The sequence below is a fragment of the Pseudodesulfovibrio piezophilus C1TLV30 genome (assembly GCF_000341895.1).
GTDB lineage: Bacteria > Desulfobacterota > Desulfovibrionia > Desulfovibrionales > Desulfovibrionaceae > Pseudodesulfovibrio > Pseudodesulfovibrio piezophilus.
In genome coordinates, this window is the sequence record NC_020409.1 from 877609 (window position 1) to 901614 (window position 24006).

Sequence of the window (24006 nt, forward strand, 5' to 3'; positions counted from 1 at the left end):
CTATAACTCCATAGCCTCGCATATGCCGGGCTATTTTTTTCGTATTGTCGCGGAGACAGTCTCAGGATTTTTTTTCAGCAAACGGCACCCTTCAGGAAGAACGAGATCATATTCTAATGAATAGGTTCCCGGTGCTGTCTCACCGCCAAAAAGGACGGTTGCACTCATATCCTTACGGAACTCATTATTACGAAAAAGGAAAATTGGCCCTTCAATATTCAGCCGGACAAAATCCTGCTGAACTTCCGCCTGATACCCTTCAGGAGCAATGGCAGAAAGTGGCAATTTAACCCATATATCTCGCATTTTAGGCCCGAAGAAAGCTTCCACGCGAACCTGACTGGGGGAAGCCTCGATATTCTCCGGGAGATGAAGTCCTACGTCTTCGACCCAACTTCTCGGCACTTCATTGGGAAAATCTTCTTCGAGAACAACATTGGCTTTGTTGATCTTTCGCAATTGCGTTTCCGGTCCTCTGATCTCAACAAGATCGGGAGCGGTAATGACTTCAAGCAATTGGTAATCAGGATTCAATGAACCGGACCACGCAGACTCCAATGGAATTTTCTTGGAGATTCGGCGATCCACAACCAAAGTCAACCTGTTGGGCTTGATTTCAATGACTTCATATGAAGCAGTGAGAGGGAGCTTTGCAGAATCAATTTCCATGACCTGCTTCCCCGCGCGAAGCTTGCTGACATCCAGAGGATACGTAAGATGCTGTGAAGCGAGACTGTCAACCAACCCTTTCGGGCCACGGAGACGGACCTGGATTTTATCAACCAAACCGTCCTCAATAATCATTCCCTCAGGAGGATTGGTCATGACCACTGGCATTTCAAGCCACGTTTCAACCACTTCTCGTCCGGTGACTAGGAACCATGTGAAGATAGCCAGAGCAAGAGCAAGAATCATTGTTTGCCAATTCTTCATCATAACTCAGCGCCCCAAAGCGTTTCTCAAGACCCGACGCAAACGGATGGCATCCAGACTGGTAGTCAGTCGTCCATTCATAGCAACAGAAACCTCACCTCTTTCCTCGGAAACGACAATGGTGATGGCGTCAGACCCTTCGCTGATTCCCAAAGCCGCCCGATGCCGGGTACCGTACATTGGTTGGCCACGCAATTTATTTGATAAGGGAAGGATGCAAGCGGCGGCAACGATTCTGTCTCGCCTGACGATTACGGCACCATCATGAAGTGGGGTCTCAGTTACGAAAATAGTCTTGAGCAGTTCAGTGCTTATCTTGGCATCAACCTCTACCCCCCTCTCAATAATATCACCAAGAGGCATCGATTTCTCGATGACAACGATAGCCCCGGTATGCGTCATAGACATGGCCATAACCGCTTCAGTGAGTTGATCAAGGGTGGTATCACGAACATTCGACTTTGCCCAAAACCGTTTGGTCCCAACACTTGCCAATCCCATTCGGATGTCATTTTTGAATAAAATGACAACAACAAGGAAGATGGACGTCAGGAACTCCCCAAGCAGGGCATTGAGAGTATAGAGATTAAAAATATCAGAAATGTAGTAGACGACCAGAACAACAACCAGCCCGTAGAGAACGGCCGCAGCTCGGGTGCCCCGAACCAACAGGATTACATTGTAATACAGAAAGGCAACCAGCCCGATATCGAGCACGACGCGCCAGGTTATTTGTATCCCGAAAAGTTCAAACATAATTTTGACTACGCTATTTCCTGAACGATGGTCAATGTTTGACGAGCAAGATTTACCTCATGAACGCGGTGAATAGGGACTCCTTTGGCGGCAAGCAAAGCTGTGGCCACCTGAGTCGCATTCTGCCTTTCACCAACACCAAGCCCGAGCAGCCCCTGCCAGAGAGACTTGTTTGAAAGCCCCATGTAAAGCGGTAAACCCAGTTTCTCAAATCGATTTATATTCTTGAGAATGGTCAGGTTGTGCTCAAGAAGTTTACCAAAGCCGATTCCGGGATCGAGAACAATCCGGTCTCGGGGCAACCCGACTTTGTCCAACATCTCCAAACGCGATTCAAAAAAAGCAAGAAGAGTATCAACGACATCATCATATTGAGGTGCATCTTGCATATCTTCAGGTCGCCCCAAACTATGCATCAATACGTATCCAGGCTTAAATTGTCCGATAATATCAAGCAACGCAGGGTCGAATGCACAAGCTGAAACATCATTGAGAATATCCGCCCCTGCTTCAAGTGCAGCTGCGGCAACTTCGGCCTTGTAAGTATCAACCGAAAGGACAGTATTCCCATTTGCTTCGGCCAGTTCTTTGATGACCGGAATAACCCGAGCCATCTCATCTTCAGCAGAAACATGGTCCGCATACGGACGGGTCGATTCGCCACCTATATCCAGGATATGTGCCCCCTGCTCGGCCAGCAGCAGACCATGGGCCACACTCGCATCCACACTGTCGTGTTCTCCCCCATCATAAAATGAATCAGGAGTCACATTGACAATTCCAGCAATAAAGAAGGGGGCAGGTCCAAGAACCTTGCCCCCTTTTACTGTCCATATCGTATTATTCATAGTCGGTAATGCCGATATCCATCAATATGTTATTGAATTTTTGAACTACCATCTCCGCCTGGCTTCGAAGGGTCATCCGCTTCATCAAGGATGAAATCTTCACCGGAGGAAGCCTCAGAGGAATCGTTCTCAGGTGTATTTTCTTCGCTCATCGGTTTGTACCCAGCGTTGGCAGAATCACTGTGGGTCACTCCGTTTCCGCCTGAGGATGCCGGAGAGCCACCGGAAGGCGTCCCAGTATTATTTTCCATGGGTGGCAAGTCCTTGCCTTCCATGAGCAGATCAATTTCTTTGCTGGAAATGGTTTCACGTTCGAGCAGAGCTTGAGCTATAGCTTCCAGCTTGTCCCGATTGTCAGTCAATAAAGTCATGGCAGTTTCATGAGCTTCTTCGACAAACCGACGCACTTCTGCATCAATCATCTTGGCAGTCTCTTCGCCATAATTCTTATTATGCCCTATTTCTTTGCCGAGGAAGACCTGCTCCTGATTATCTCCAAAATCCAAGGGACCGAGTTTATCGCTCATACCCCAGACGCACACCATGTTATGGGCAATGCGAGTCGTTTGCTTGATATCATTAGAAGCTCCGGTCGTCAGGTGGTTGAAAATCAACAATTCTGCAACCCTTCCGCCCATACCGCAGGCCATACGCGCTTGAAGATATTCCTTCGAAATCGTCAACTGTTCTTCTTCGGGCAGATACAAAGTCACACCCAAAGCTCGACCACGCGGAATGATTGTCACCTTGTGAACCGGATCAGCCTTAGGCATCAACTTCCCGACCAGCGCATGACCAGCTTCATGGTAAGCAGTCGTGCGCTTCTCTTCGTCGGTCATAATAAGGCTGCGCCGCTCTCGGCCACCCATCATGAGCTTGTCCTTGGCTTCTTCGAAATCCGACATACCAATCTGATCCTTGTCAGCCTTGGCAGCCTGGAGAGCTGCTTCGTTGACAAGGTTCTCCAGGTCTGCGCCGGAAAATCCGGGAGTACCGCGGGCGATAGTAGCCAAGTCCACTTCCGAAGACAGTGGTGTTTTTCGACTATGTACCTGAAGAATCCGTTCACGCCCGCGCAGATCAGGATTAGGGACTACAACCTGACGATCAAAACGTCCTGGTCGAAGCAAAGCCGGATCAAGAACATCAGGCCTATTTGTCGCAGCAACAAGAATAACGCCCTCGTTAGACTCGAAACCATCCATCTCCACCAGTAATTGGTTGAGTGTCTGTTCCCGTTCATCATGCCCGCCACCCAAACCGGCGCCACGCTGACGACCGACGGCGTCGATCTCATCAATAAAAATCAGGCAGGGAGCATTCTTTTTACCTTGGGCAAAGAGATCTCGAACCCGAGAAGCTCCGACGCCAACAAACATCTCGACAAAATCGGAACCGGAGATGGTATAAAACGGGACTCCAGCTTCTCCTGCAACGGCTCTCGCCAGCAAGGTTTTACCTGTACCAGGACTCCCGACAAGCAGGACACCCTTGGGGATTCGCCCACCCAACCGAGTGAATTTACGTGGTTCCCGAAGGAAATCGACTACCTCGGAAAGCTCTTCCTTGGCTTCATCCACACCGGCAACGTCTTCAAACGTAACCTTGGCGGTTTCTTCACTTATTAGACGTGCTTTGGACCGACCGAAGCTCATGGCTCCGCGTCCGCCACTCCCCCCACCCTGCATTTGGCGCATGAAGAATATCCAAACACCGATGAGCAGAAGCATGGGAAACCATGATAGAAGCATGGTCATATACCATGGGGATTCATCCGGCGGTTCCGCCTTGACCTCAACACCCTTCTTGATAAGCGTGTCTATAAGATTCGGGTCTTGCGGGGTATAAATCTGGAACTTTTCACCAGACGTTTTCACGCCGGAGATTCGTGGTCCCTGGATTTTCACCTCGGCGATGTTGCCACTGTCCACCATAGAGAGGAATTCACTATAGGACGGCGTATTTTGTGGCACAGGTGGTTGATTGAAAAGATTGAAAAGGACGACCATCAAAACAAAGATGATTGCCCAAATAACCAGATTTTTCATATGGCTGTTCAAAGGAACTTCCTCCGGACATACGGGTTCACCGCCTGCCCCTCGTGTGCGGACCGCATAACGGGGGTGCGGCCTGTGGTTTATCGTCTGCTAAGAACTTAGGATAATGCCCTTGGGTGAAAAATCAAGGGATACGTAACAAAAAAAGCCACGTATCGTGTTTTCCGGGAAGACTGACAGCTATTTGACTGCCTGGAGCCATTCCCTAAGGTCAGTAATCTGTTTGGCAACAGATTGTGGACCGGTACCTCCCGGAGATGTCCGACGCCGGACGCAGGCCTTATAATCCAACACCAGGAAAACATCATCCTCTATTTCATCCGAAAATTGCTTCAGTTCATTGAGGGTCAGTCCCTCAAGTCCGACTCCCTTACCTTCGGCAAAAGCAACGGCCGCACCGGTAATATGGTGAGCCTCACGAAAAGGCATTCCTTTGGCGGCTAGATAATCAGCCAATTCAGTGGCATTCAGAAAGCCGCGTTCCACTGTTCCAAGCATCTTATCCGGAACAAATTCGAGTTGGCCAAGCATGTCGGCCATAATATCAAGTGACGCGGTCACGGTCTTGTCAGCATCGAAGAACGGCTCCTTGTCCTCCTGAAAATCACGATTATAGGTCAAAGGGAGTCCTTTAAGCAAAACAAGCAACCCCATGAGGGAACCGACCACTCGACCGGTCTTGCCACGCATTAATTCACAGGCATCCGGATTCTTCTTTTGTGGCATGATTGAAGAGCCGGTAGCATATTGATCCGGCAATTTCACGTACCCAAAATTCGGATTGGCCCAAATGATGATCTCTTCACACATGCGGGAAAGATGCGTCATGATAAGACTCCCGGCAAAGACAGCCTCAAGAGCGAAGTCCCTGTCGGAAACAGCATCCATGGAGTTAGCAAAAATCAATGGAACTCCAAGATCATCGGCTACGGCCTGAGGATCCACTGGGTGAGTGGTTCCAGCCAGAGCGGCAGCCCCCAAGGGCATAACACAAACCCGCTTGAGGCAATCCGCAACACGTTCATAGTCGCGCTTGAACATCTGCGAGTAGGCTAGCAAATGCTGAGCCAGGCTCACAGGCTGTGCAGGCTGAAAATGCGTGCATCCGGGAAGCAATGTCTCCCCATGCTCTTCGGCACGAGCCACATATACATCAACCAGAGACGTCAGACATTCCTGCCACACGGCAAGACGCGCGGTCACATACAACCGAAAATCCAAGGCAACTTGATCGTTTCTGCTGCGGGCCGTATGCAATTTGCCCCCAAGAGGACCAATGATTTCCGTCAGACGTGACTCGATATTCATATGAACATCTTCCATCTCGGTCTTCCAATTGAAGTCTCCGACTTCAATTTCCGCCTTAACCGTATCAAGGCCATCACAAATCTGCCTTGCTTCATCCTCGGTCAAAAAACCCTGCTTCGCCAAAACGCGGGCATGGGCTTGAGAACCTCGAATATCCTCGGCATAGAGCTGCCAATCAAATGAGACTGATTCGGAATATGCTTCCATGGAGGCGGCGGTGCCTTCGGCAAACCGGCCACCCCATAATTTTTTTTCTGCCATCTGTAATTACTCGCAGGAGTCTTCAGTGTCCTTACCGCCCCATTTGGACTGCTGCATACGGCCCTTGAGACGGAGACCAACCAGCTTGATGAACCCTTCGGCATCAGCCTGATCGTAGATATCATCCTCTTCAAAAGTGGCAAGCTCTGCTTGATACATGGAGAAAGGAGACTTGCGGCCGAGCGGGACACAATTTCCCTTGAACAGTTTGACTCGAACAGTCCCGGTCACTTTTTCCTGAGACTTGTCAATCAATGCCTGCAAGGCCTCGCGCTCAGGAGAGAACCAGTACCCATAGTAAACCATTTCAGCATATTTTGGAATCAAGCTATCGCGCAAATGCATCATCTCACGATCCATGCAAATACCTTCAAGATCTCGATGTGCTGCGGCCAGAATAGTCCCACCTGGAGTTTCATACACGCCACGGGATTTCATTCCGACAAAACGATTCTCGACCATATCCACACGCCCGATGCCATGCTTGCCACCCAGTTCATTGAGTTTTGACAGCAGTGCGGCAGGCGAATATTTTACAGAATTGACCGCAATAGGATCACCAGCTTCAAAATCAATGGTGATTTCCTCTGGATCATCCGGACACATTTCTGGCGGAGTGATGTTGCGATAACAATCCGGGCCAGGAGAATTCCACGGGTCTTCCAGTTCACCGCCTTCAAATGAAGTGTGCAGCAAATTGGCATCGATAGACCATGGTTTCTTGCGACTCACCGGAATGGGAATCTCATTTTCCTTGGCAAAATTGATAAGATCTGTGCGAGACTTGAGATCCCATTCACGCCAGGGAGCAATCGTCTTCAATCGAGGATTGAGAGCCATGGTCGCCAGTTCGAAACGAACCTGGTCATTGCCCTTGCCTGTAGCACCGTGAGACACCGCCTGTGCTCCCTCCATTTCAGCGATTTCGACCATACGTTTGGAGATAAGGGGGCGTGCAATGGCTGTCCCCAGCAAGTAACGTCCTTCATACAAGGCATTAGCTCTGAACATGGGAAAAACATAGTCACGCGCAAATTCCTCGCGCATATCCTCGACATAAGCCTTGACTGCGCCAGTTGCCAGCGCTTTTTCCTCAATGCCGTCCATCTCTTCGCCCTGACCAAGATCAGCGGTCATGCAGACGACTTCACAGTTATAATTGTTCTTGATCCACTTCAAAATAATCGAGGTATCCAACCCGCCGGAGTAGGCGAGGACAACTTTATCTATCTTGCTCATTGAAATATCCCTCAGGTCTCTCTAATTAATTCTTATATATCCATTCAAGAATGGCTTTTTGCATATGCAGACGATTTTCGGCCTGATCCCACACAATGGAGTTCGGTCCCTCAAAAACGGATTCAGTCACTTCTTCACCGCAATGAGCAGGCAAACAGTGCATGAATTTGGCATCAGCAGCGCCTTTCGCCATCAAATTCTCATCCACCACAAATCCGGTAAAAGCAGCTTCACGTTTTTTCTGCTCTTCTTCCTGCCCCATGGAGGCCCAGACATCCGTATTGATGTAATGTGCTCCAGTTGCAGCTTCGACAGGATCACGGGTAATGGACACTTTGGCTCCCAAGCCTACGGCTTTGTCCACCACAGCCGGGTCCGGATCATACCCGGCAGGGCAGGCAATGGCCAACTCATAGCCGAAGGTGACGGAACCATTGATAAATGAATGAGCCATATTATTGCCGTCTCCGATCCAGGCTACCTTAAGCTTTGCCAGATCTGGAGTACGTTCATACATGGTTAAGACATCAGCCATGATCTGACAGGGATGGTACTCATCCGTCAGCGCATTAACTACTGGGATATCGCCATATTCGACCAGGGTTTCGAGCTTCTCCTGGCCGAATGTTCGCACTATAAGCCCGTCTGCATAGCGCGACAAAACGCGCGCCGTGTCCCTAAGGGGTTCACTGCGGCCAAGCTGGGAATCCTTGGAAGTAATAAAGACCGGGTCACCACCGAGCTGGCGAACGCCAACCTCGAAAGACACACGGGTCCGCGTGGAAGCCTTTTCAAAGACTAGAAGCAGAGTCTTGCCTGCCAGAAGATCAGTCCGGACCTTGTTGTCCTTCATCTCTTTGGCACGCAAAAGAACCTGCCGGGCCTCATCCCGAGGGATGTCCAGAATGGTCAAAAAGTGCTTGGGCATCGGGTTCTCTCCATTCTTCGATTGCCTATAACTTACGAAAGAGGTGGAGTTTGGCCCATTATCACTTGAAAGTAAAGATTTTTGGACTGTTCAAGTGACGGATTTCAGAGCCAACCATCCCATCATAAAAAGGACTCTCGAACTAAAGTAAAGGCATACAAACGCCCCGCACTGCACCACCTGACATTTTTCTGATCATCCTGCTCCGGAAGTCTCACAGGCTACTCTACGACAGCATACTCAAGCTGGACTCGATCCACAGCAGCATCCGTCATATCATACATACTGTCGCCGTGGTCATATCCTGCCAAATGCAGTGTCCCATGGGCAAGGAGTCGTGCAAGATGAAGGACCGGGGGTTGCCCATAAAGGGATGCCTCACGACCGACAGCATCCACAGACAAGGCCAACTCTCCCAAAAAGACAGGACCCTCTCCTTCCTGCCTAACACCAAGCTCAGGCTCATCGGCTACAGGAAAGCTCAGGACATTGGTCGGTCCGACACACCCCATGAATTCCTTATTGAGACGAGCTATTTCTTGGTCGGCAACCAATTTGATGACCAGGGAACATCCCTCCAACCCGAGAGAATCCAGCAAAATATTCATCAGATCGCCAAGCTCATGCCTGGAAAATGGAAATCGCGGATCAAGCCGCGTTTCATTGACTATGGATATATCGCAGGTCATGTCATTTATCCGTTTTTCTCATGGACATCATACGCACGAACGATACGCCCGACCAAAGGATGACGAATGACATCGTGTTCATCAAATAGGATGAACTGAATCCCCTTGACCCCATCAAGAATGGAACGGGCATTCAGTAACCCCGACTTTGCATGAATCGGAAGGTCGATCTGCGTAACATCGCCTGTAATCACGGCACGAGAACCAAACCCAAGACGTGTCAGAAACATCTTCATTTGCTCTGGCGTAGTATTTTGAGCTTCATCAAGAATAATAAAAGCATCATTCAATGTACGCCCACGCATAAACGCCAAAGGAGCAACTTCGATAACACCTGTCTCAAGATATTCTTCCACCTTGGCAAAATCCAGCATATCATGCAGGGCGTCATACAATGGACGCAAATACGGATTAATCTTCTCCGCAAGATCACCAGGCAGAAATCCAAGCTTCTCACCCGCTTCCACTGCCGGTCTGGTCAGGACAATACGCTTGACCTCGCGCCGCATAAGCGCACCCACAGCCATGGCTACGGCTAAATATGTTTTCCCGGTACCGGCCGGACCTATGCCAAAGGTCATATCCGCCTCACGAATGGCGTCAAGATACTCCCTCTGATTCAACGATTTGGGAGCAACAGTTCTCTTCCCGGAAGTGGCGTAAACATCGCCCTTGAAGACTTCACCGACATCGGCTGAAGGCTGCCTTTCCAATATCCGACAAGCAAAATCCACATCCTGAGGATACAGATTTTTCCCCGCCTTGAGCATCGCATAAAGTTGAGTCAGGACTTGTCCGGCAAGACAGGCCTGATCACCGTTCCCGTCGGCATCACCAGTCACTATGGAAACAGAATTCCCTCTGCTTTCCAACTGGACGCCCAGTCGTTCGGCAAGAAGCTTGAGATGCTGATTCTGTGGTCCAAACAGTTGATTTGCCAACTGCCCATCATCGAATTCGAGCTTGGTGGAAGTCAGTTGAGGTTCCTCCCTCATCCTTTGGTTCTCAGAAACATCCATTTGCACAGCTTGCGCTCCATCAGGTTAGCCAATTCATAAAGAGCTGCACCCATCAGACTCATGCCGATGATCCCCGTAAACATAGTAAGATAATCCATCGCGCCCCAGGCGTCCATAATCATATATCCAAGCCCCCGACTAGTGGCAAACGATTCCACGAAGAACAGAACAGCCACAGAAACACCTGTACCGAGTCTCAGGGCGGTAAACCCGTGGGGCAAAGCAGCAGGGAGCAGGACCTCCCGCAGAATATCAATCCCTGAGCCTCCGAGAGATCGGACAGAATCATAGTATTTAGGATGAATGGATTTCACCCCATCCCGAGTGGTGACTAAAATCTGATACCCGAGAATAAGTGCTATCATGGCAATCTTGGACAGATCTCCAAGCCCAAATAAGAGCAGAAAAACAGGAAGTAATACTATCTTTGGCACTGGATAGGTCAGAAAAATGAACGGCGCGAAAAGCTGATCAATTTTTTTTACTGACCCCATGACAAGCCCTAAGGGAAAAGCGATACACCAGGCCAAGGCCATGGCTGAGACAGCACGATAGCCACTGACCAAAAAATGTTCCCAGAACAACTTGGTGGTGGTAGCAAAAAAGAAGAGACGCAACGCCTCTTCAGGGTGAGGCAGAATTATACCGCCCAAAGCAATCGCAGCCAGCTTCCAAAGACCAAGTAGAACCACAACGACAAATCCATAGTGCAGCAGTGATCGAAACCAGATCACCATACTTCCTCCACAGTGTGCCGAAGTTCTTTCAACAATTCAAAACATCCTTTGCTCTCTCGAATTGCAGCCTCTCCGAACCTGGGGTTATCGAACAAAGCCACAGGCCGGGCCGGGCGACCGGACATGACCATAATTCGTTTGCCGAGAACAACAGCCTCTTCCAAAGAGTGGGTCACCAGCACATAGGGAACCTTACGCTGCTGCCAGACGGCCAATAATGCATCCTGCAATCGTTCACGCGTCAAGGCATCGAGGGAAGAAAAAGGTTCATCCAGTAACATAAGACGGGGGCGGGAAACAAAAGCCCGTGCTATGGCTACCCGCTGCTGTTCTCCTCCACTCAAAGTCGCAGGAAAATCTTCATCGCGGCCAACAATTCCGACCTCGGCCAACTGTTCTCGTGCCCGCTCCAGACGTTCCGTTTTTGCCACACCCTGCACTTTCAACCCCAAGGCTACATTCTCAATAACACTCTTCCATGGGAGCAGCCCGTAGTCTTGTAAAATAATGGAGATATCAGGCGTCGGACCATTAATGGGCCGACCAGCCAGAGAAGCTGTTCCGGCATCAGGGGAAGACAATCCGCAGAGGAGATACAGCAATGTCGTCTTGCCGCACCCAGATGGTCCGACGACCGCCAAGGTTTCCTCTCTTCCCAGCGTGAAGGAAACCTCCTCCAAAACAGCCTCGCCGTGGTATGCTTTTCCCAGATTTGTTGCTGTCAGCATAGGTTATGGGATTATAGGTGACAGAATCAATTCATGGGGAATCATTTCCTGCAACAATCCCCTCTCCTTCATCCACGCCTGTACGTCATCAAGTTCAGCGGAAGTCGGCAAGGTCGGCATGGGATAGGGATAGATTGGAAATTTATCAATCAACGGTTGAGGAATACGACAAGTTTGGGCCATGAGTTGACGGTATTCCTCCGGGTGACGAGCCAGCCGGGTTACCGCCTCTTTGTAAGCTGTGACGAAATTGACATACGGTTCCGCACCATCATTGAAATATTTGCGATGCAAGCAGAGGACTGTCAACGGCCTATCTAGGTCTTCGGCTGTGGCAAATATGCCACCGCCCTTGAGCTTGGCGAGTGAAAGCAGTGGTTCCGGCAAAATTGCCATATCAATCTGATCAGTCATGAGCATCTGAAGGCGAATGGGCAGCTTCTTGATTTCTATCTGGGAAAAATAATCGAGGGGGACACCCTTTTTTTCATTTATTCTGTCTGCCAGATATTCCATGATGGTCGACTTTGAAAGCCCGAGCTTCGCCCCTTGCAACTCCGGAAGTTTCCACTCACTCCGTGCAGGCGACTTCGCAATGCCGAACAGGGGAAATCCGGGTGTCGTCCGCCAGGAAGTCAAGGCGATGTACATGGGCACATTCTTATTGATGAGCATACAGGTGGCGACAATATCTCCAAAATAACCATCCAACTCACCAGCCTGCATTGCCATATCTCGCTCCAGAGCCGAAGAAAATCGAATCAATTCGACATCCAACCCATGCTCCTTGAATAATCCGTCATTGACTGCCACCTGAAGAGGAAGCGTATCAAGGACAGGCAGAATACCGAAACGGATCTTCACGTCTCCGGCATGGGCAAGGGAACTGAGCATTAAGAGTAAGACAACCACAAGTACGTTTTTCTTCATCCCATATCTCCCATATTTTGATGAAGATAACGTACCATGGCTGCACATGAAAGAAAAGGCGGAGCAGGAGAATATCCTGTCCGCCACGAACTTTCGAATCTCACCAGACCGGTGAGAATTTCCTAACCTCAACCTCCACTCCTGGAGCCAATGAAACTTCGCCCGACGAGAAAGAGAAGCACAAGCCCACTTCCGACGCCCACCCAGTGAGGCAAGGCTTCGGTCACTTCGGAAACAACGGCCCTGATATCAAGTCCAAGGGCCACGTATAAATGGTCAACAGCCCATGCCAGACCCAAAGAGCAGATGACAATCGAGAGGACATAAAGCCCTGCCGCACGCTTACCGAGACTTTTGAGCATAACAGTTATCGTCGCACCGTTGGTAGCCGGTCCTGCCAACAAAAAGACAAGAGCCGCGCCTGGGGAAAGTCCCTTGAGCAACAGTGAAGCAGCGATAGGTGTCGAAGCTGTAGCGCACACATAAAGCGGCAGTGCCACCACAAGCATCAAGAGATAGGAAAGGAAGCCACTTCCAACATATTCGTTGAGCGCATCCGCAGGCATGGCAGCCGAAATGATACCGGCAATGGCGACACCCACTAAAAGCCAGCGTCCAATATCCTGAATCATCTCACCAAAAGCATATTGCATTCCGCCGACGAACTTACCATAAGCCGTCGGATTGCTATTCGGGTCGCAATGGCCGTCCGAGCAGCCACACCCTCCGTGCTGGTGACCATCCTCATGCTCATGGACATGTTCCACTGGAGCCATCAAAACGCCCAAAGGCAACGGCTCTTTCTTCTTTTCAGGAAAGGCATTGACCAATATTCCGGCAAAGATGGCTGTAATGGAGGCAGCGACAGGACGAATGACTGTCATCAAAGGATCGATAAGCGCATAGGTGACAGCCATGGAATCCACCCCTGTCTCCGGGGTTGAGATCATGAAAGCCGTCGTGGCTCCTTTGCTTGCCCCCTGCCTGCGCAATCCCAAAGCCGCAGGAAGCACACCGCAAGAACAAAGCGGAAGAGGAACACCTATTAATGAAGCCTTGACGACGGAACCAACCGAGTCGCCCCCCAAGTGCTTTGCCATAAATGAATCAGGCACGAAGGCCTTCAGCAAACCGGCTACAAAAAAACCGAACAGCACATAGGGACCGGCCTCGACCAACACATTCCACGATTCTTTTAATATATCAGTAAATATGTCCATAATCCCACCCACCTGCTCTCTGTACATACGTCATGATTGAGCAAGCATTCATATTATAGGGTAAAAAATATATGAGGAAGGAATCACCCTTCCTCACGAATATGATCAAGTCCCTGAGAAACCAGATTTCGAACATGATCATCGTCCAAAGAGTAAAACACGTTCTTCCCTTCCTTGCGATACCGTACCAATTTGGCAGCACGCAAAAGCCTGAGTTGGTGCGAAATGGCCGACTGCGACATATCCAGAACTTCAGCCAAGGCGCAGACGCACAACTCATTGATGGAAAGTGCATACAGAATCCTGACACGCGTATAGTCGCCAAGGGCCTTGAACAACTCTGCCATGAACAGAAAATCCCGTTCGGAGAGCATTTTTTCTCGGACCTTGCCCACGTTTTCAGCGTGTTGCGTCGTATCACTGCATGCTATATTCGACATGTTTACCTCAATATCATATGAGCAGTTGCTCAGTTGTAATAAACGTACCCTCGTCCAAAGCGAGAGTCAAGCGTGAGAAGCGCAAAAAAAGCCGCCTTCAATCTGAAGACGGCTTTACATTCTTCATTTCAGCGTATTAGCCGACGAGAGCCTTGGCTGCATCCAGTGCAGCCCCATAATCAGGCTCATCAGTAATTTCAGGCAGGTATTCTACATAAGCGACCTTGCCTTCCTTGTCGACCACGAAAACGGCCCGAGTCAAAAGACGCAATTCCTTGACCAAAGTCCCCCACCCCTCACCGAAGGAAGCATCCTTATGATCGGAAAGGGTCTTCACTGCATCCACCCCCGCAGCTCCGCACCATCGGGCCTGAGCAAAGGGCAAATCCATGGAGACGGTGAGGATCGTGACATCATCGCCAAGAGCCGCAGCTTCAGTATTGAAACGGCGAGTTTCCATATCGCAAACAGGAGTGTCAAGGGAAGGGACGGATGCGATGATCAGAACCTTTCCCGCAAAGTCAGCCAGCGATGCCGACGACATGTCATTTCCTGCCAATACAAAGTCAGGAGCGGTATCGCCAACCTTAATCTCCGGTCCTATCAATGTCAGGGGATCACCCTGAAAAGTAGCAACTCCATTTCTTTCACTCATGAGTATTCTCCTTATTGATCTCTTTTCATATCAGAGCTTCAGCATAACACGCGATTGCCTTTGCATCAAAGAGTTTTGTCATTTTCGCCCCATCTCACCATGACATATTACCTCGGCCTGTCAAGGCGGAATGGTATCGACTACCCAAGCCCAAGGCGCTGCAATGTAAGATATTTGCGACCGGCATTTTCAATTATTTCCATCACCATGTCGCGATGTTCCAATCCCACGCCCTGGAGTTCTTCCAAGAGTTGAACAACCTTTTTCTCCTCTTCGAGGTACCCCAAGACAACCTCAGGAATATCTCTTACCGAGACCAGCGTACTGGCCCATCCCATGCCTTCCTGATACATCATCTTTGCAGACACAAAAGAAGCTATCAACGCCAACTGATGCCGACGCGGAATATCCCGGACAATCCGATCCCGATATTTCTCAACAAGGATAGCCGGGCAGTATGAAAGCAGGACATCACACAACTTCGGATCATCGGCCAAGATCCCAACACCTTCTTCAAGAACCAGGGCAACATGATCAGCCAATGTATTAATTGAGTTTGAAAGCTCATAGGATAGCTGAGTAATCGTTCGCTTCCCTCCCGCCATTTTGTACTCACGCATGAGCAACCGGGCTTCACTGCGAGCACGAGCACGCAAAATAACCATCAATTGCGCCACATAAGTCTCTTTTATCTCGAGGAACTCAGACTCAGAAAGAATCAAGCCAGCAAGGATTTCATAGGATGAACAAATAACACCAGTCTTGTTCGCCGATGGTCCCGGCACAGCCAAGACCCCAACCCGCTCCATCTCGGCCCGAGCTTCAGCCGAAATAAAGATATTGGCACCTTCCACAAGCCCTCTCGCCGAAGATGTGCCATCTTCCAAGAGGAAACGCTTCCAGTTCGACATATTAATCGTATCCGGACGTCCTCCAGACGGGATGAATATATCCGCCACAGCAGTATTATGCAGCTCATTCCTAATGCGGGTTCCCGCTGGATCTTCGGTGGAAACAACAAAAGCATTTTCTCCCTTGAGTCTCGATTTATCAAAATGAGAAGCTTTATAATTTCCCTCAATAAGCCGAAGCAGCTCGGCATGATCCATCCCTTCGGGATCATAGGTTGCTCCGTGGCCATCGGTCATGGCCACGATTCGGGCATTCTCGCCATATTCACGAATCAGAATCTTCATGACATTCGAAGCCACATCACCGGCTGGCCCACCTGTAAGCTTGACTGTAAAGGGCTCACTTCTCGGATCTATGCCAAGAGTCTTGAGTAACTCTTCGGCAAAGACAATCACACCTTCGCTCGTGACACCATATTCTTTATGGGCAATACCAGCACCGGGCTTGGAGCTCATGAAAGCACTGGGCCACTTGTACCCGCGCAACTCCGCGCGCTTGGTTATCCACATGATATGTTGCGGCGTAATATTTTCATCAGGGCCGAGGAATATCTGCTCTTCCCTACCAAGATAATCAACAATACCAGGCAGAACAAATTCATTTTTGCCCTTTGGCACAACGAGCAAATCGAGGAAAGAATCAACCATGCTTCGAACCGCCAACTCAATATCCGCATCCGGCCCGAGCAGAATCACTGCTTTGGACCCTCCTTCCGGAATATCCTTGTTCTTGAGTTGCTGGGCGCTGGCCAATTTCGTAACTTCGTCGAAAAGACGATTGGACTCCAATTCAAAATGTTCCTGTGTCCATGTGGGGACCACTCTCACGCCACCTCGCGCTATATCCCTATAGCGAACATGAAATGCAAAACTGTATGGACCATGGAAGCAATATATGCCGAAGGGTCTTTCCTCCTTGGGCATCGGAGCAAGAATCATCGGGTCAAGCCGAAAACTCAGGCCAAGTTTTTCCGGCAGGTAATAATTAGTACGCAGAGTATACCGGAAAAACCGGTAGATATAGACCAGAATTCTACGATGAACGACGTTAGATATCTGCCGAATTTCTTCCCGCACTTCCTGCCTGCGAGAGCTTCGAATGGTTACACGATCACCCTGAAATTCAGGATTGAAGCGTGCATCGAAGTACCCCATGAGCTTTGCCACTATATCGCGATGCTTGAGGACAACATAGGTAATCCTGCTGGAACTATAGGCATGCATGTCTTCGCTGATGAGAAATTGATGCGCGAATTCGCTGGCAGCCTGCATGAGCATGACTTGCCCCAATTCCCATCCATCATCCTCTGAGAGCGCTTCAAGTCCGTGAAAGGCGAACCACTTGGTCAATTCGCATTGCCTTTTGAAGCGTCTCCATTGCTCCGAATCTTCTTGCATATCTATGCGAGCGCGATCCAAGTAGAAGCTCATGGTCACGATTGGTGACTTGTCTCCCCGCTCAAACTGATCCGAATAGGCTCTATCCACCGGTATATTTTCACGTGCGAAGAGATTCACCACACGAAGCAGCAATCCCTTTCGCGGCGGGTTTTCCATGGCAATTGCTATACGGTCAAAACCTGGATGCACCTCCTTTTCCAGCAGGACCTGAACACCTTCCTTATTTTCTACACCAAGACATGTCTTAAAATGACGAAGAGCTCTTCTCGGCTCGAATTTCTCGATATAATCCGCGCTGGCTGAAGCCAGGAAATGTTCGAACGCCTCAGCATCATCTTCATTTATGGATACTTCACCATCCCGCGCCATCCCCAGTGCATTGCGCAGAGGCTCCTCGCCATCCGGAGAGATTTGTGGACCGAAAATCAACGTGTCCAACCGAATTGTATCGTCATGACTGGAGTAGATGCGGGCAATTTGAATATCTTTGTCAATGTATTCCTTCAGAACCCCGGCCAAGGCTCTCATATCCCCACCAGGGGTTATATGAGTGACCATGGAACCGCTCTGACTATGCAGGGCCATGGATTGTTTCTCATCCCGGACCATGCCGGAGACCAAGGCCATGACGTGTTTTATCTGTTCCTCTTCACTGTGAGTTCGGAAATAATATTCCGGCATATCGCCCAAAAACCATGGAATCAGTTTTTCGGCGGATGCATGCAGTTTTTTTTCCACTTTACCACGAATAACCGACGGATCAACCTTCAAAGTATCGCCCATTGTTTACTCCGCTTGGTGTTTGAGGAACTCTCTCATATTGGTTTTGTGCATGGCCTGGTTCAAGGAGTCAAGCTTTGACAGATAATCATTCACAATGATTGTGAGACATTATAATTTCTTGTTTAACAACCCAATATCGTGGACATAAAGGACTTGCCGAGCTATAGATTAACAGGCCAGCCCCCGGTGGCGATATAGCAACCTGCCAACGAGGTAGTGACATGAAGAAAAGTGAAGTCGACACAGGAATACTCTTGGAGACCGGAACCAACGAACTGGAAATCCTTGAATTCTATATTGTCGAAACCATGGATAATGGCGAAGAAGTCAAAAATTATTTCGGAATCAATGTGGCCAAGGTCATGCAGGTTATCGAAACCCCCAATCTCGATCCACCGGAGTCGGCCCCACACCCGTCCTTCATGGGAACCATTCCGCTCCGTGACCTTATTTTGCCGGTTCTTGATCTGTCCGTATGGCTCGAACTCGAAATGCCGAAAACAGAACGGGATATCGTCATCGTGACGGAATTTTCAAAATCCGTCACAGGCTTCCTTGTCTCAGGCGTGACTGAAATCCACCGCGTGGGGTGGGGAGAAGTCATCCCCCCATCCAGCGTCATTTCACAATCCACCGATGCCATTGTCGGACTTGTGGACAAAGGAGGACGCTTCATTCAGCTTCTCGACCTGGAAACCATTCTGACCCAAATTCAGCCGGATATGGCACACGAATTCATCACGGCGTCCAGACAATACAAAATTCTGGTCGCCGATGATTCTGCCACAATCAGGATGATGGTCGAAAAGAATCTTACCCAAGCCAATTTTCTTCCATGCATCACCAATAATGGAGATGAAGCTTTGAGAAAGGCCATGTCATACAAGGCCCAGGCAGAAGAAGAAGGAAACGACATCACAGATTATGTTGATCTGGTTGTTTCTGATATCGAAATGCCACTCATGGATGGGTTCAGTCTGACAAAAAAGCTCAAGGAAGATCCGATATTAGGTAAATTGCCTGTTATCCTGTATTCGTCTATCATTACCAAGGAATTACGGCACAAGGGAGAATCCGTCGGAGCCAACATACAAATTTCCAAACCAGACCTGCACACAATTCCAGAAAAAGCTCTTGAACTTATTGAAGGAAAAACAGCGTGACCCATAACGGCGATGAAGTGCTTGAAGTATTCATAGAAGAAGCTGTCGAAAGGCTGACGGCAGTAGAAGCGGGTTTGTTAAAACTGGAGACACAGGCATCCAGTAACCCGACACTCGTCAATTCGATCTTTCGAGATGCCCATTCAGTCAAGGCAGGAGCCAACTTGCTCAAGCTCTCAGTCATCGAAGAGCTTGCACACAAGTTGGAAAATGTCCTGGAAATGATCCGCAAGGGAAAGCTCTACCCCAGCGAAGCAATTGTCACGGCCAGTCTTGAATCTGTCGACAAGCTCAGGGAGTTACTGGATGACGTGGAAAATAGCCACGATATCAGCATCCTGCTACATACCACGATGCTTGAGAATGCAGTTCAAAAAACACTTGAAGAGCATCCCCAATCATAGTGCGCCAAGAACCTGGGCGGAGCAATCCGCCCTCCAGGCTCTCAAGGGGGTTAATTCTTGAACGCTTTCAGAAATTCACCAGCTTCCTGCATTTGAGAAAATGACGTATTCTTGAAGACCTCACTTTCCACGGCTGCAAGAAATTCTTCATGACTGACTTCGTCAATATTGATCATCACACCCTTTATCTGAAAGTACATCTGTAAAAAAACTGCAAAGGGTTCGTCTGTTAAACACTTGGTAACGCTGCGGGCATCTGTCAACGTCGTGAACGGTTTATTCATTCCACCAAGATGAAACATATCCAGCCCGCTTTCCCCATCTGTCACCACACCAAGCAGGTTGAACGTTTTCAACTTCTCAACAAACTCGTCAGTGAGATTGGGAAATTCCATAATTTCTTTCTTGGGAAACATGGCCGCAAAAACCATCTGACCGGCTTCATCCGTCATAGTATGGCGAAAGACAGTCTCCTCATGGTTTTTCCGGGCCGCTTTGATGGTCTCATAGAGGTCGCAGGCGAAAGCAAGCTTAAGGTCTTCCATGACTTCGGTATTCATATTAATCTCCAATTTTATGCAGAGGTAGCGTCTTTTCAGCAGAGAGACAAATACGCTATCAGATTTCAGTAAGAGAACAGTGCGCCCCACACCTCATCTCTCAAAAAAAATGAAAGGTGTCCACACCACCATGCGAGGTAACACTCAAAGGCAGACTTACAGCCAATGAAGGCCTTGTAAATGACTAGATAATTCCATGCAGAGGGCCACCCGGAGCGCCCAAGGCATCCACCCGTTTTTCCACATCAGGATCAGCCTCCAGAGGCGGAGCATGGTATGTCTTGAGCCGAGCATCGATGATAACTGCGGTTTCTGCACCCCAGTGTTTGGCATGTGTGAACCCACCGACACCATACATATCAGTTGCCGGGTCCGAACGTGTGAAAGTGACCCAAAGGAAGTTATCCCAATCCATGGCGGTAAAATTGGCATCGTCCGCGACTACCACCATTGGGAAGCCTTCAATACCTTTGGCCTTGGCTAGACTCTGGGCCAGACGATCCAACGCGGGGTCTTGATAGTCTCTTTTCTTTTGATGCTTTGGTCCCTTGAGTACTAAAATTCCCGGAGCAAATATTTGTGGATCACGAAATCCGCGAGGTAAATCCATACCAGACGGCATCTCCGTTGCCAAAGAGCGTTGACGCTTACCGGCAGCAGCGAAGATCAATTTCGACCCCTGATTCAAGCTGATACCGGAGTAATCCAATGTATCAATGGTGGTTCGCGTCATAAAGTGCAAGTCGCGTTTCAAATCCACCCGTTCCAACATATGCCTGAAAAATTCCGGGATATTATGACAGTTGAGACCTGCCGGCATATCCTCCCTGGCTGATATAAATACATACTTTGACAAAGAGGTCTGTGTATTGCCCAGAAGAGCCATGGCATTGGTCAGAAGTTCCTGCGGCTGCCGCTCTTCGGCATACGGGACATATCGTTCACTCCCTACAGCCAGCAAAAGAGGATGAACTCCAGCGGCGTCGACCGCGTGCACCTCATGGACACCGGAAAAGACCGAAGGAACCAACTCGGCGGTCATTTCATGAATGAAATCACCGAAAACAGTGTCTTCCTGAGGAGGCCTTCCCACCGTGGTGAACGGCCAAATTGCACCGGTTCGATGGAAGACCTTATCCACTTTGAGCACCGGAAAATCGTGTGTTAAACTGTAATAGCCAAGATGATCACCAAACGGTCCTTCCGGTTTTTCCACGCCTTTGGATACAGTACCGCAGATACAAAAATCAGACTCTGCCGGGATGGGAAGTCCACCTTCACGGGCAACCATAGGGATACGATGACCACCCATGGCTCCGGCGAAAAATATCTCTGCAACCCCTTCGGGCAAAGGCATGACCGCCGCCAGGGTCATGGCAGGCGCTCCTCCGACAAAAATATTGACTTTCAACGCTTCGCCATTCTCAAGAGCCTGCGCATGATGATGCCCGATACCGCGATGAATCTGATAATGTAGTCCGATTTCCTTGTCCGGGATAAAATCATTCCCCGAAAGTTGGACCCTGTACATGCCAAGATTTGACCCGGCATAGCCTGGTGCATCAGGGCTTTCCGAATAAACCTGAGGCAAGGTTACATATCCTCCGCCATCCATGGGCCATGAAATAAGTTGAGGAAGTCTGGAGATGGTTGTCTCATTTTCCAGCACCGGTCCCCATTTTTTCTTTCTCGGTATGGTATGCCAGGCTGTTCGAGGTGCGCCAAGGTACTGCCAAGGACGTTTCAGCGCATCCAAAGGGCTGAGTTTGAGTTTCATCAATCGCTTTACTGTCTCAATAGTATCACGAAAAATGAACTGCATCCGCTCTTTGGTTCCATAAATATTGGCAGCCATGGGGAACCGGCACCCTTTCACATTCGTGAAGAGGAGAGCCGGCCCTCCGGCCTGAAAAACTCTGCGCTGAATGGCACCGATTTCGATATTCGCATCGATAGCCTTATCGATCTGTACAAGTTCACCTTTCGCCTCAAGTGCATCAAGGCATTGTCGAGTATTCGTATATCCCATTATGATTCCCTTTCAAGTTTGTGACAAAAGAATCTAGACGGAAAGAGAGGAAATGTTAAGAGAAGAGATGAAAGCGATTTCTGTGAGTTGGCCAGGACCTAATTCTGTGAGTTGGCCAGGACCTAATATTTATGATGAACTCTTTCGAAAGATTGCCAGACACAATCGTAGTGAAGAGATTCATGCCCACCGTACAAAGGCCGCATATCGTACTTCAACGGCTTCATGTATCGGAATTTTTTACTCCGGCAGGTATGACAATAGACTTCCGGATAGACACAGACAAGGCAATACGGCCTGAAATCATCACAGGTCTGCGCATTCCAGGGACGTTTTAGACCCAGTATGCATTTTTTCCTGAGAAAGACACACTCAAGACAATTATTTGTTATTGTTGAAACTTTACGCATTTAAAAACCTCCAAAAACACATATTTTCTCAGTCTGAAATGCAAGCATAGTTCCCACTTTTCTGAAATTATAATCTCCTTCCCAAGATTTTCTACACCAAGAGCGATAAACCCTATTTCATTTTCAAAGAATGAAAAACACCTGACAATTTATCCTCACTGCACTTTTCCAAAGTGGAGAGTTGTGATAATTCAAAAGTATATTGATCACTAGTCGCGGAGGAAAAATGCCCTTAATGCAATGGGATGAATCAATGTCAGTCCATGTTGATGCGCTTGATGTCCAACATCAACAACTCATATCCTTGATCAATGAGGCCTACGATGCGTTGCAAAGACACGATGAACACCACATGACAACGCTCATTTCGAAAATGACTGACTATGCCCACATGCATTTCGCCGTCGAAGAAAATTTACTGAAAAAACACGGATATCAGGATCTGGAGGGACATCGGTTCCAACACTCCCAGTTCATCCAGGATGTGACCAATTTCAGGAAATCACAATTTGATAGGACCAACCTGTCCCAAATTTTTGTCTACCTCAGCCGTTGGCTCAAGGCTCATATATTAGAAGAGGACAGGAAGTACATTCCCTACATGCCTCAACCTAAAACAGAATCAGAGATCGGGGACGACGACAGCGAGTAAGAAAGGAAAACACTCTTCACATCAGGACGAAAGATGAAAAGGTCTGTCGCATGCATGATGCGACAGACCTTTTCATCTTCTTTGGCGAGCCACGCAGGATTCGAACCTGCGACCTTCAGCTCCGGAGGCTGACACTCTATCCAGCTGAGCTAGTGGCCCGCGAACGCAAGTAGCTATCCTTCGCCTACTCCTTTGTCAAGACTACATCATTCCTGAAACAAAAGAAATATGACAACAGTGACAAAAGGCAGGCGTATGATTTCACTTGCAAAAATGTCTATAAAAAGTCTATAAGATCACGAGTATGATGATTCCGGGCTACCCCTTTCCTGTCTGTGCGCAAGCGGAATTACCCGGACAACCGGGGGGATTATGACAAAAAAACGAATCATTCTGGGAGTTACTGGAGCTAGTGGCAGTCTCTATGCTGCGACTCTTGTTCAAGCTCTCAGCGCCTGTGAGGACGTCGATTTGCACGTCATCATATCCGATGCTGCGCGAGAAGTCCTGCGGCTTGAAACAGATTTGTCACTCAATGATCTCGTTCCCCCCTCCTGTACCGAATACAATATCAAAGACATTGCAGCCCCTCCAGCCAGTGGCTCATGGCGACACCACGGCATGATTCTCTGCCCCTGTTCCATGGCAAGTCTTTCTGCTGTGGCTACCGGACTGGGCACCAACCTCATTCATCGAGCTGCTGACGTCACTCTCAAGGAGCGGAAAAGACTCATTATTGTCCCCCGAGAGGCTCCCTACAACACCATCCACTTGAAAAACATGCTCGCTGCGGATCAAGCAGGAGCCATCATCATTCCGGCAAGCCCCGGATTTTATCACCGACCGAAAACCATTGAGGATCTTGCAAATCACCTGGCAGGCAAGATTCTCGATCAACTGGATATCTCCCACACCCTCTACAAGAGATGGGGAAACTAGGAGGCG

General features: G+C 49.0%; 22 protein-coding genes and 1 tRNA gene. 4 read left to right on the forward strand and 19 right to left on the reverse strand.

Going from position 1 to position 24006, the window contains the following annotated elements; all coding sequences use genetic code 11:
- Window positions 1-30 precede the first annotated feature (30 nt).
- The 16 genes from BN4_RS04300 to BN4_RS04375 all read right to left on the reverse strand — a co-directional run bounded on the left by BN4_RS04300 (window position 31) and on the right by BN4_RS04375 (window position 17843).
- Complete coding sequence (locus BN4_RS04300) at window positions 31-936, reverse strand: CdaR family protein (protein ID WP_015414129.1); 906 nt, start codon at window positions 934-936, stop codon at window positions 31-33.
- A 3-nt stretch (window positions 937-939) separates the two neighbouring features.
- On the reverse strand, window positions 940-1689 hold the full coding sequence (cdaA, locus tag BN4_RS04305; RefSeq protein WP_015414130.1) for a diadenylate cyclase CdaA: 750 nt from the start codon (window positions 1687-1689) through the stop codon (window positions 940-942).
- 8 nt (window positions 1690-1697) lie between these two features.
- Entirely contained in the window at window positions 1698-2537 is an 840-nt protein-coding gene (folP, locus tag BN4_RS04310; protein ID WP_015414131.1) for a dihydropteroate synthase, read from the reverse strand.
- Between the two features lie 29 nt (window positions 2538-2566).
- Entirely contained in the window at window positions 2567-4597 is a 2031-nt protein-coding gene (ftsH, locus tag BN4_RS04315) for an ATP-dependent zinc metalloprotease FtsH (protein WP_015414132.1), read from the reverse strand.
- A gap of 177 nt (window positions 4598-4774) precedes the next feature.
- Window positions 4775-6163: an argininosuccinate lyase gene (gene argH, locus BN4_RS04320; protein ID WP_015414133.1), complete on the reverse strand. Its 1389-nt coding sequence runs from the start codon at window positions 6161-6163 to the stop codon at window positions 4775-4777.
- Between the two features lie 6 nt (window positions 6164-6169).
- Window positions 6170-7402: an argininosuccinate synthase gene (locus BN4_RS04325; RefSeq protein ID WP_015414134.1), complete on the reverse strand. Its 1233-nt coding sequence runs from the start codon at window positions 7400-7402 to the stop codon at window positions 6170-6172.
- A 25-nt stretch (window positions 7403-7427) separates the two neighbouring features.
- Window positions 7428-8330 (reverse strand): ornithine carbamoyltransferase, encoded by a 903-nt coding sequence (argF, locus tag BN4_RS04330; protein WP_015414135.1) that lies wholly within the window; start codon window positions 8328-8330, stop codon window positions 7428-7430.
- A 221-nt stretch (window positions 8331-8551) separates the two neighbouring features.
- A complete protein-coding gene (ybeY, locus tag BN4_RS04335) occupies window positions 8552-9019 on the reverse strand; it encodes an rRNA maturation RNase YbeY (protein ID WP_015414136.1) in 468 nt (155 codons plus the stop codon).
- Window positions 9020-9024: 5 nt separating this feature from the next.
- Window positions 9025-10014 (reverse strand): PhoH family protein, encoded by a 990-nt coding sequence (locus tag BN4_RS04340; protein WP_041720132.1) that lies wholly within the window; start codon window positions 10012-10014, stop codon window positions 9025-9027.
- Window positions 10011-10775, reverse strand: a complete 765-nt coding sequence (locus tag BN4_RS04345; protein WP_015414138.1) for an ABC transporter permease — start codon at window positions 10773-10775, stop codon at window positions 10011-10013. The genes BN4_RS04340 and BN4_RS04345 overlap by 4 nt, the downstream gene beginning before the upstream one ends.
- Complete coding sequence (locus BN4_RS04350; RefSeq protein WP_015414139.1) at window positions 10769-11503, reverse strand: ABC transporter ATP-binding protein; 735 nt, start codon at window positions 11501-11503, stop codon at window positions 10769-10771. Before BN4_RS04350 ends, BN4_RS04345 begins: the two co-directional genes overlap by 7 nt.
- A 3-nt stretch (window positions 11504-11506) precedes the next feature.
- Window positions 11507-12433: an ABC transporter substrate-binding protein gene (locus tag BN4_RS04355; RefSeq protein WP_015414140.1), complete on the reverse strand. Its 927-nt coding sequence runs from the start codon at window positions 12431-12433 to the stop codon at window positions 11507-11509.
- A 128-nt stretch (window positions 12434-12561) separates the two neighbouring features.
- A complete protein-coding gene (locus tag BN4_RS04360; RefSeq protein ID WP_231856575.1) occupies window positions 12562-13653 on the reverse strand; it encodes an SO_0444 family Cu/Zn efflux transporter in 1092 nt (363 codons plus the stop codon).
- Between the two features lie 83 nt (window positions 13654-13736).
- Entirely contained in the window at window positions 13737-14093 is a 357-nt protein-coding gene (locus tag BN4_RS04365; RefSeq protein ID WP_015414142.1) for an ArsR/SmtB family transcription factor, read from the reverse strand.
- Between the two features lie 136 nt (window positions 14094-14229).
- Window positions 14230-14748: a thiol peroxidase gene (gene tpx / locus BN4_RS04370; RefSeq protein WP_015414143.1), complete on the reverse strand. Its 519-nt coding sequence runs from the start codon at window positions 14746-14748 to the stop codon at window positions 14230-14232.
- Between the two features lie 140 nt (window positions 14749-14888).
- Window positions 14889-17843: an NAD-glutamate dehydrogenase domain-containing protein gene (locus tag BN4_RS04375; RefSeq protein WP_015414144.1), complete on the reverse strand. Its 2955-nt coding sequence runs from the start codon at window positions 17841-17843 to the stop codon at window positions 14889-14891.
- A gap of 221 nt (window positions 17844-18064) precedes the next feature.
- Here BN4_RS04375 and BN4_RS04380 point away from each other — a divergent pair, with 221 nt between their 5' ends.
- Together BN4_RS04380 and BN4_RS04385 are read left to right on the forward strand one after the other, a co-directional pair.
- Window positions 18065-19006 (forward strand): chemotaxis protein, encoded by a 942-nt coding sequence (locus BN4_RS04380; protein WP_015414145.1) that lies wholly within the window; start codon window positions 18065-18067, stop codon window positions 19004-19006.
- Window positions 19003-19410: an Hpt domain-containing protein gene (locus BN4_RS04385; protein ID WP_015414146.1), complete on the forward strand. Its 408-nt coding sequence runs from the start codon at window positions 19003-19005 to the stop codon at window positions 19408-19410. Before BN4_RS04380 ends, BN4_RS04385 begins: the two co-directional genes overlap by 4 nt.
- Window positions 19411-19460: 50 nt before the next feature.
- On the opposite strand, the gene BN4_RS04390 is transcribed toward BN4_RS04385, so the two are convergent.
- Both BN4_RS04390 and BN4_RS04395 read right to left on the reverse strand, forming a co-directional pair.
- The gene (locus tag BN4_RS04390) at window positions 19461-19970 is read right to left on the reverse strand and encodes a hypothetical protein (RefSeq protein WP_015414147.1); all 510 of its coding nucleotides are present in this window, start codon (window positions 19968-19970) and stop codon (window positions 19461-19463) included.
- Window positions 19971-20154: 184 nt separating this feature from the next.
- Window positions 20155-21999, reverse strand: coding sequence for a UbiD family decarboxylase (locus BN4_RS04395; protein ID WP_015414148.1), 1845 nt, complete (start codon window positions 21997-21999; stop codon window positions 20155-20157).
- Window positions 22000-22635: 636 nt separating this feature from the next.
- On the opposite strand from BN4_RS04395, the gene BN4_RS04400 reads away from it, so the two are divergent.
- Window positions 22636-23061 carry a bacteriohemerythrin gene (locus BN4_RS04400; RefSeq protein ID WP_015414150.1) on the forward strand — a complete coding sequence of 142 codons (426 nt, stop codon included), beginning with the start codon at window positions 22636-22638 and terminating at the stop codon, window positions 23059-23061.
- Window positions 23062-23143: 82 nt separating this feature from the next.
- Here the strand turns inward: BN4_RS04400 and BN4_RS04405 are convergent.
- Window positions 23144-23220, reverse strand: a tRNA-Arg gene (locus tag BN4_RS04405).
- Window positions 23221-23433: 213 nt separating this feature from the next.
- Here BN4_RS04405 and BN4_RS04410 point away from each other — a divergent pair.
- Window positions 23434-24000: a UbiX family flavin prenyltransferase gene (locus BN4_RS04410; RefSeq protein WP_015414151.1), complete on the forward strand. Its 567-nt coding sequence runs from the start codon at window positions 23434-23436 to the stop codon at window positions 23998-24000.
- Window positions 24001-24006 lie beyond the last annotated feature (6 nt).

Excerpts from the sequence above, each read along its gene's own strand:
- BN4_RS04380 (WP_015414145.1), top strand. The coding sequence starts at position 18,065 with ATGAAGAAAAGTGAAGTCGACACAGGAATACTCTTGGAGACCGGAACC.
- BN4_RS04365 (WP_015414142.1), bottom strand. The coding sequence starts at position 14,093 with ATGTCGAATATAGCATGCAGTGATACGACGCAACACGCTGAAAACGTG.
- BN4_RS04390 (WP_015414147.1), bottom strand. The coding sequence starts at position 19,970 with ATGAATACCGAAGTCATGGAAGACCTTAAGCTTGCTTTCGCCTGCGAC.
- argH (WP_015414133.1), bottom strand. The coding sequence starts at position 6,163 with ATGGCAGAAAAAAAATTATGGGGTGGCCGGTTTGCCGAAGGCACCGCC.
- BN4_RS04355 (WP_015414140.1), bottom strand. The coding sequence starts at position 12,433 with ATGAAGAAAAACGTACTTGTGGTTGTCTTACTCTTAATGCTCAGTTCC.
- BN4_RS04340 (WP_041720132.1), bottom strand. The coding sequence starts at position 10,014 with ATGAGGGAGGAACCTCAACTGACTTCCACCAAGCTCGAATTCGATGAT.
- ybeY (WP_015414136.1), bottom strand. The coding sequence starts at position 9,019 with ATGACCTGCGATATATCCATAGTCAATGAAACGCGGCTTGATCCGCGA.
- BN4_RS04375 (WP_015414144.1), bottom strand. The coding sequence starts at position 17,843 with ATGGGCGATACTTTGAAGGTTGATCCGTCGGTTATTCGTGGTAAAGTG.
- argF (WP_015414135.1), bottom strand. The coding sequence starts at position 8,330 with ATGCCCAAGCACTTTTTGACCATTCTGGACATCCCTCGGGATGAGGCC.
- tpx (WP_015414143.1), bottom strand. The coding sequence starts at position 14,748 with ATGAGTGAAAGAAATGGAGTTGCTACTTTTCAGGGTGATCCCCTGACA.
- BN4_RS04345 (WP_015414138.1), bottom strand. The coding sequence starts at position 10,775 with ATGGTGATCTGGTTTCGATCACTGCTGCACTATGGATTTGTCGTTGTG.
- BN4_RS04410 (WP_015414151.1), top strand. The coding sequence starts at position 23,434 with ATGACAAAAAAACGAATCATTCTGGGAGTTACTGGAGCTAGTGGCAGT.
- BN4_RS04395 (WP_015414148.1), bottom strand. The coding sequence starts at position 21,999 with ATGGGATATACGAATACTCGACAATGCCTTGATGCACTTGAGGCGAAA.
- BN4_RS04400 (WP_015414150.1), top strand. The coding sequence starts at position 22,636 with ATGCCCTTAATGCAATGGGATGAATCAATGTCAGTCCATGTTGATGCG.
- cdaA (WP_015414130.1), bottom strand. The coding sequence starts at position 1,689 with ATGTTTGAACTTTTCGGGATACAAATAACCTGGCGCGTCGTGCTCGAT.
- BN4_RS04325 (WP_015414134.1), bottom strand. The coding sequence starts at position 7,402 with ATGAGCAAGATAGATAAAGTTGTCCTCGCCTACTCCGGCGGGTTGGAT.
- BN4_RS04360 (WP_231856575.1), bottom strand. The coding sequence starts at position 13,653 with ATGGACATATTTACTGATATATTAAAAGAATCGTGGAATGTGTTGGTC.
- BN4_RS04350 (WP_015414139.1), bottom strand. The coding sequence starts at position 11,503 with ATGCTGACAGCAACAAATCTGGGAAAAGCATACCACGGCGAGGCTGTT.
- BN4_RS04300 (WP_015414129.1), bottom strand. The coding sequence starts at position 936 with ATGATGAAGAATTGGCAAACAATGATTCTTGCTCTTGCTCTGGCTATC.
- folP (WP_015414131.1), bottom strand. The coding sequence starts at position 2,537 with ATGAATAATACGATATGGACAGTAAAAGGGGGCAAGGTTCTTGGACCT.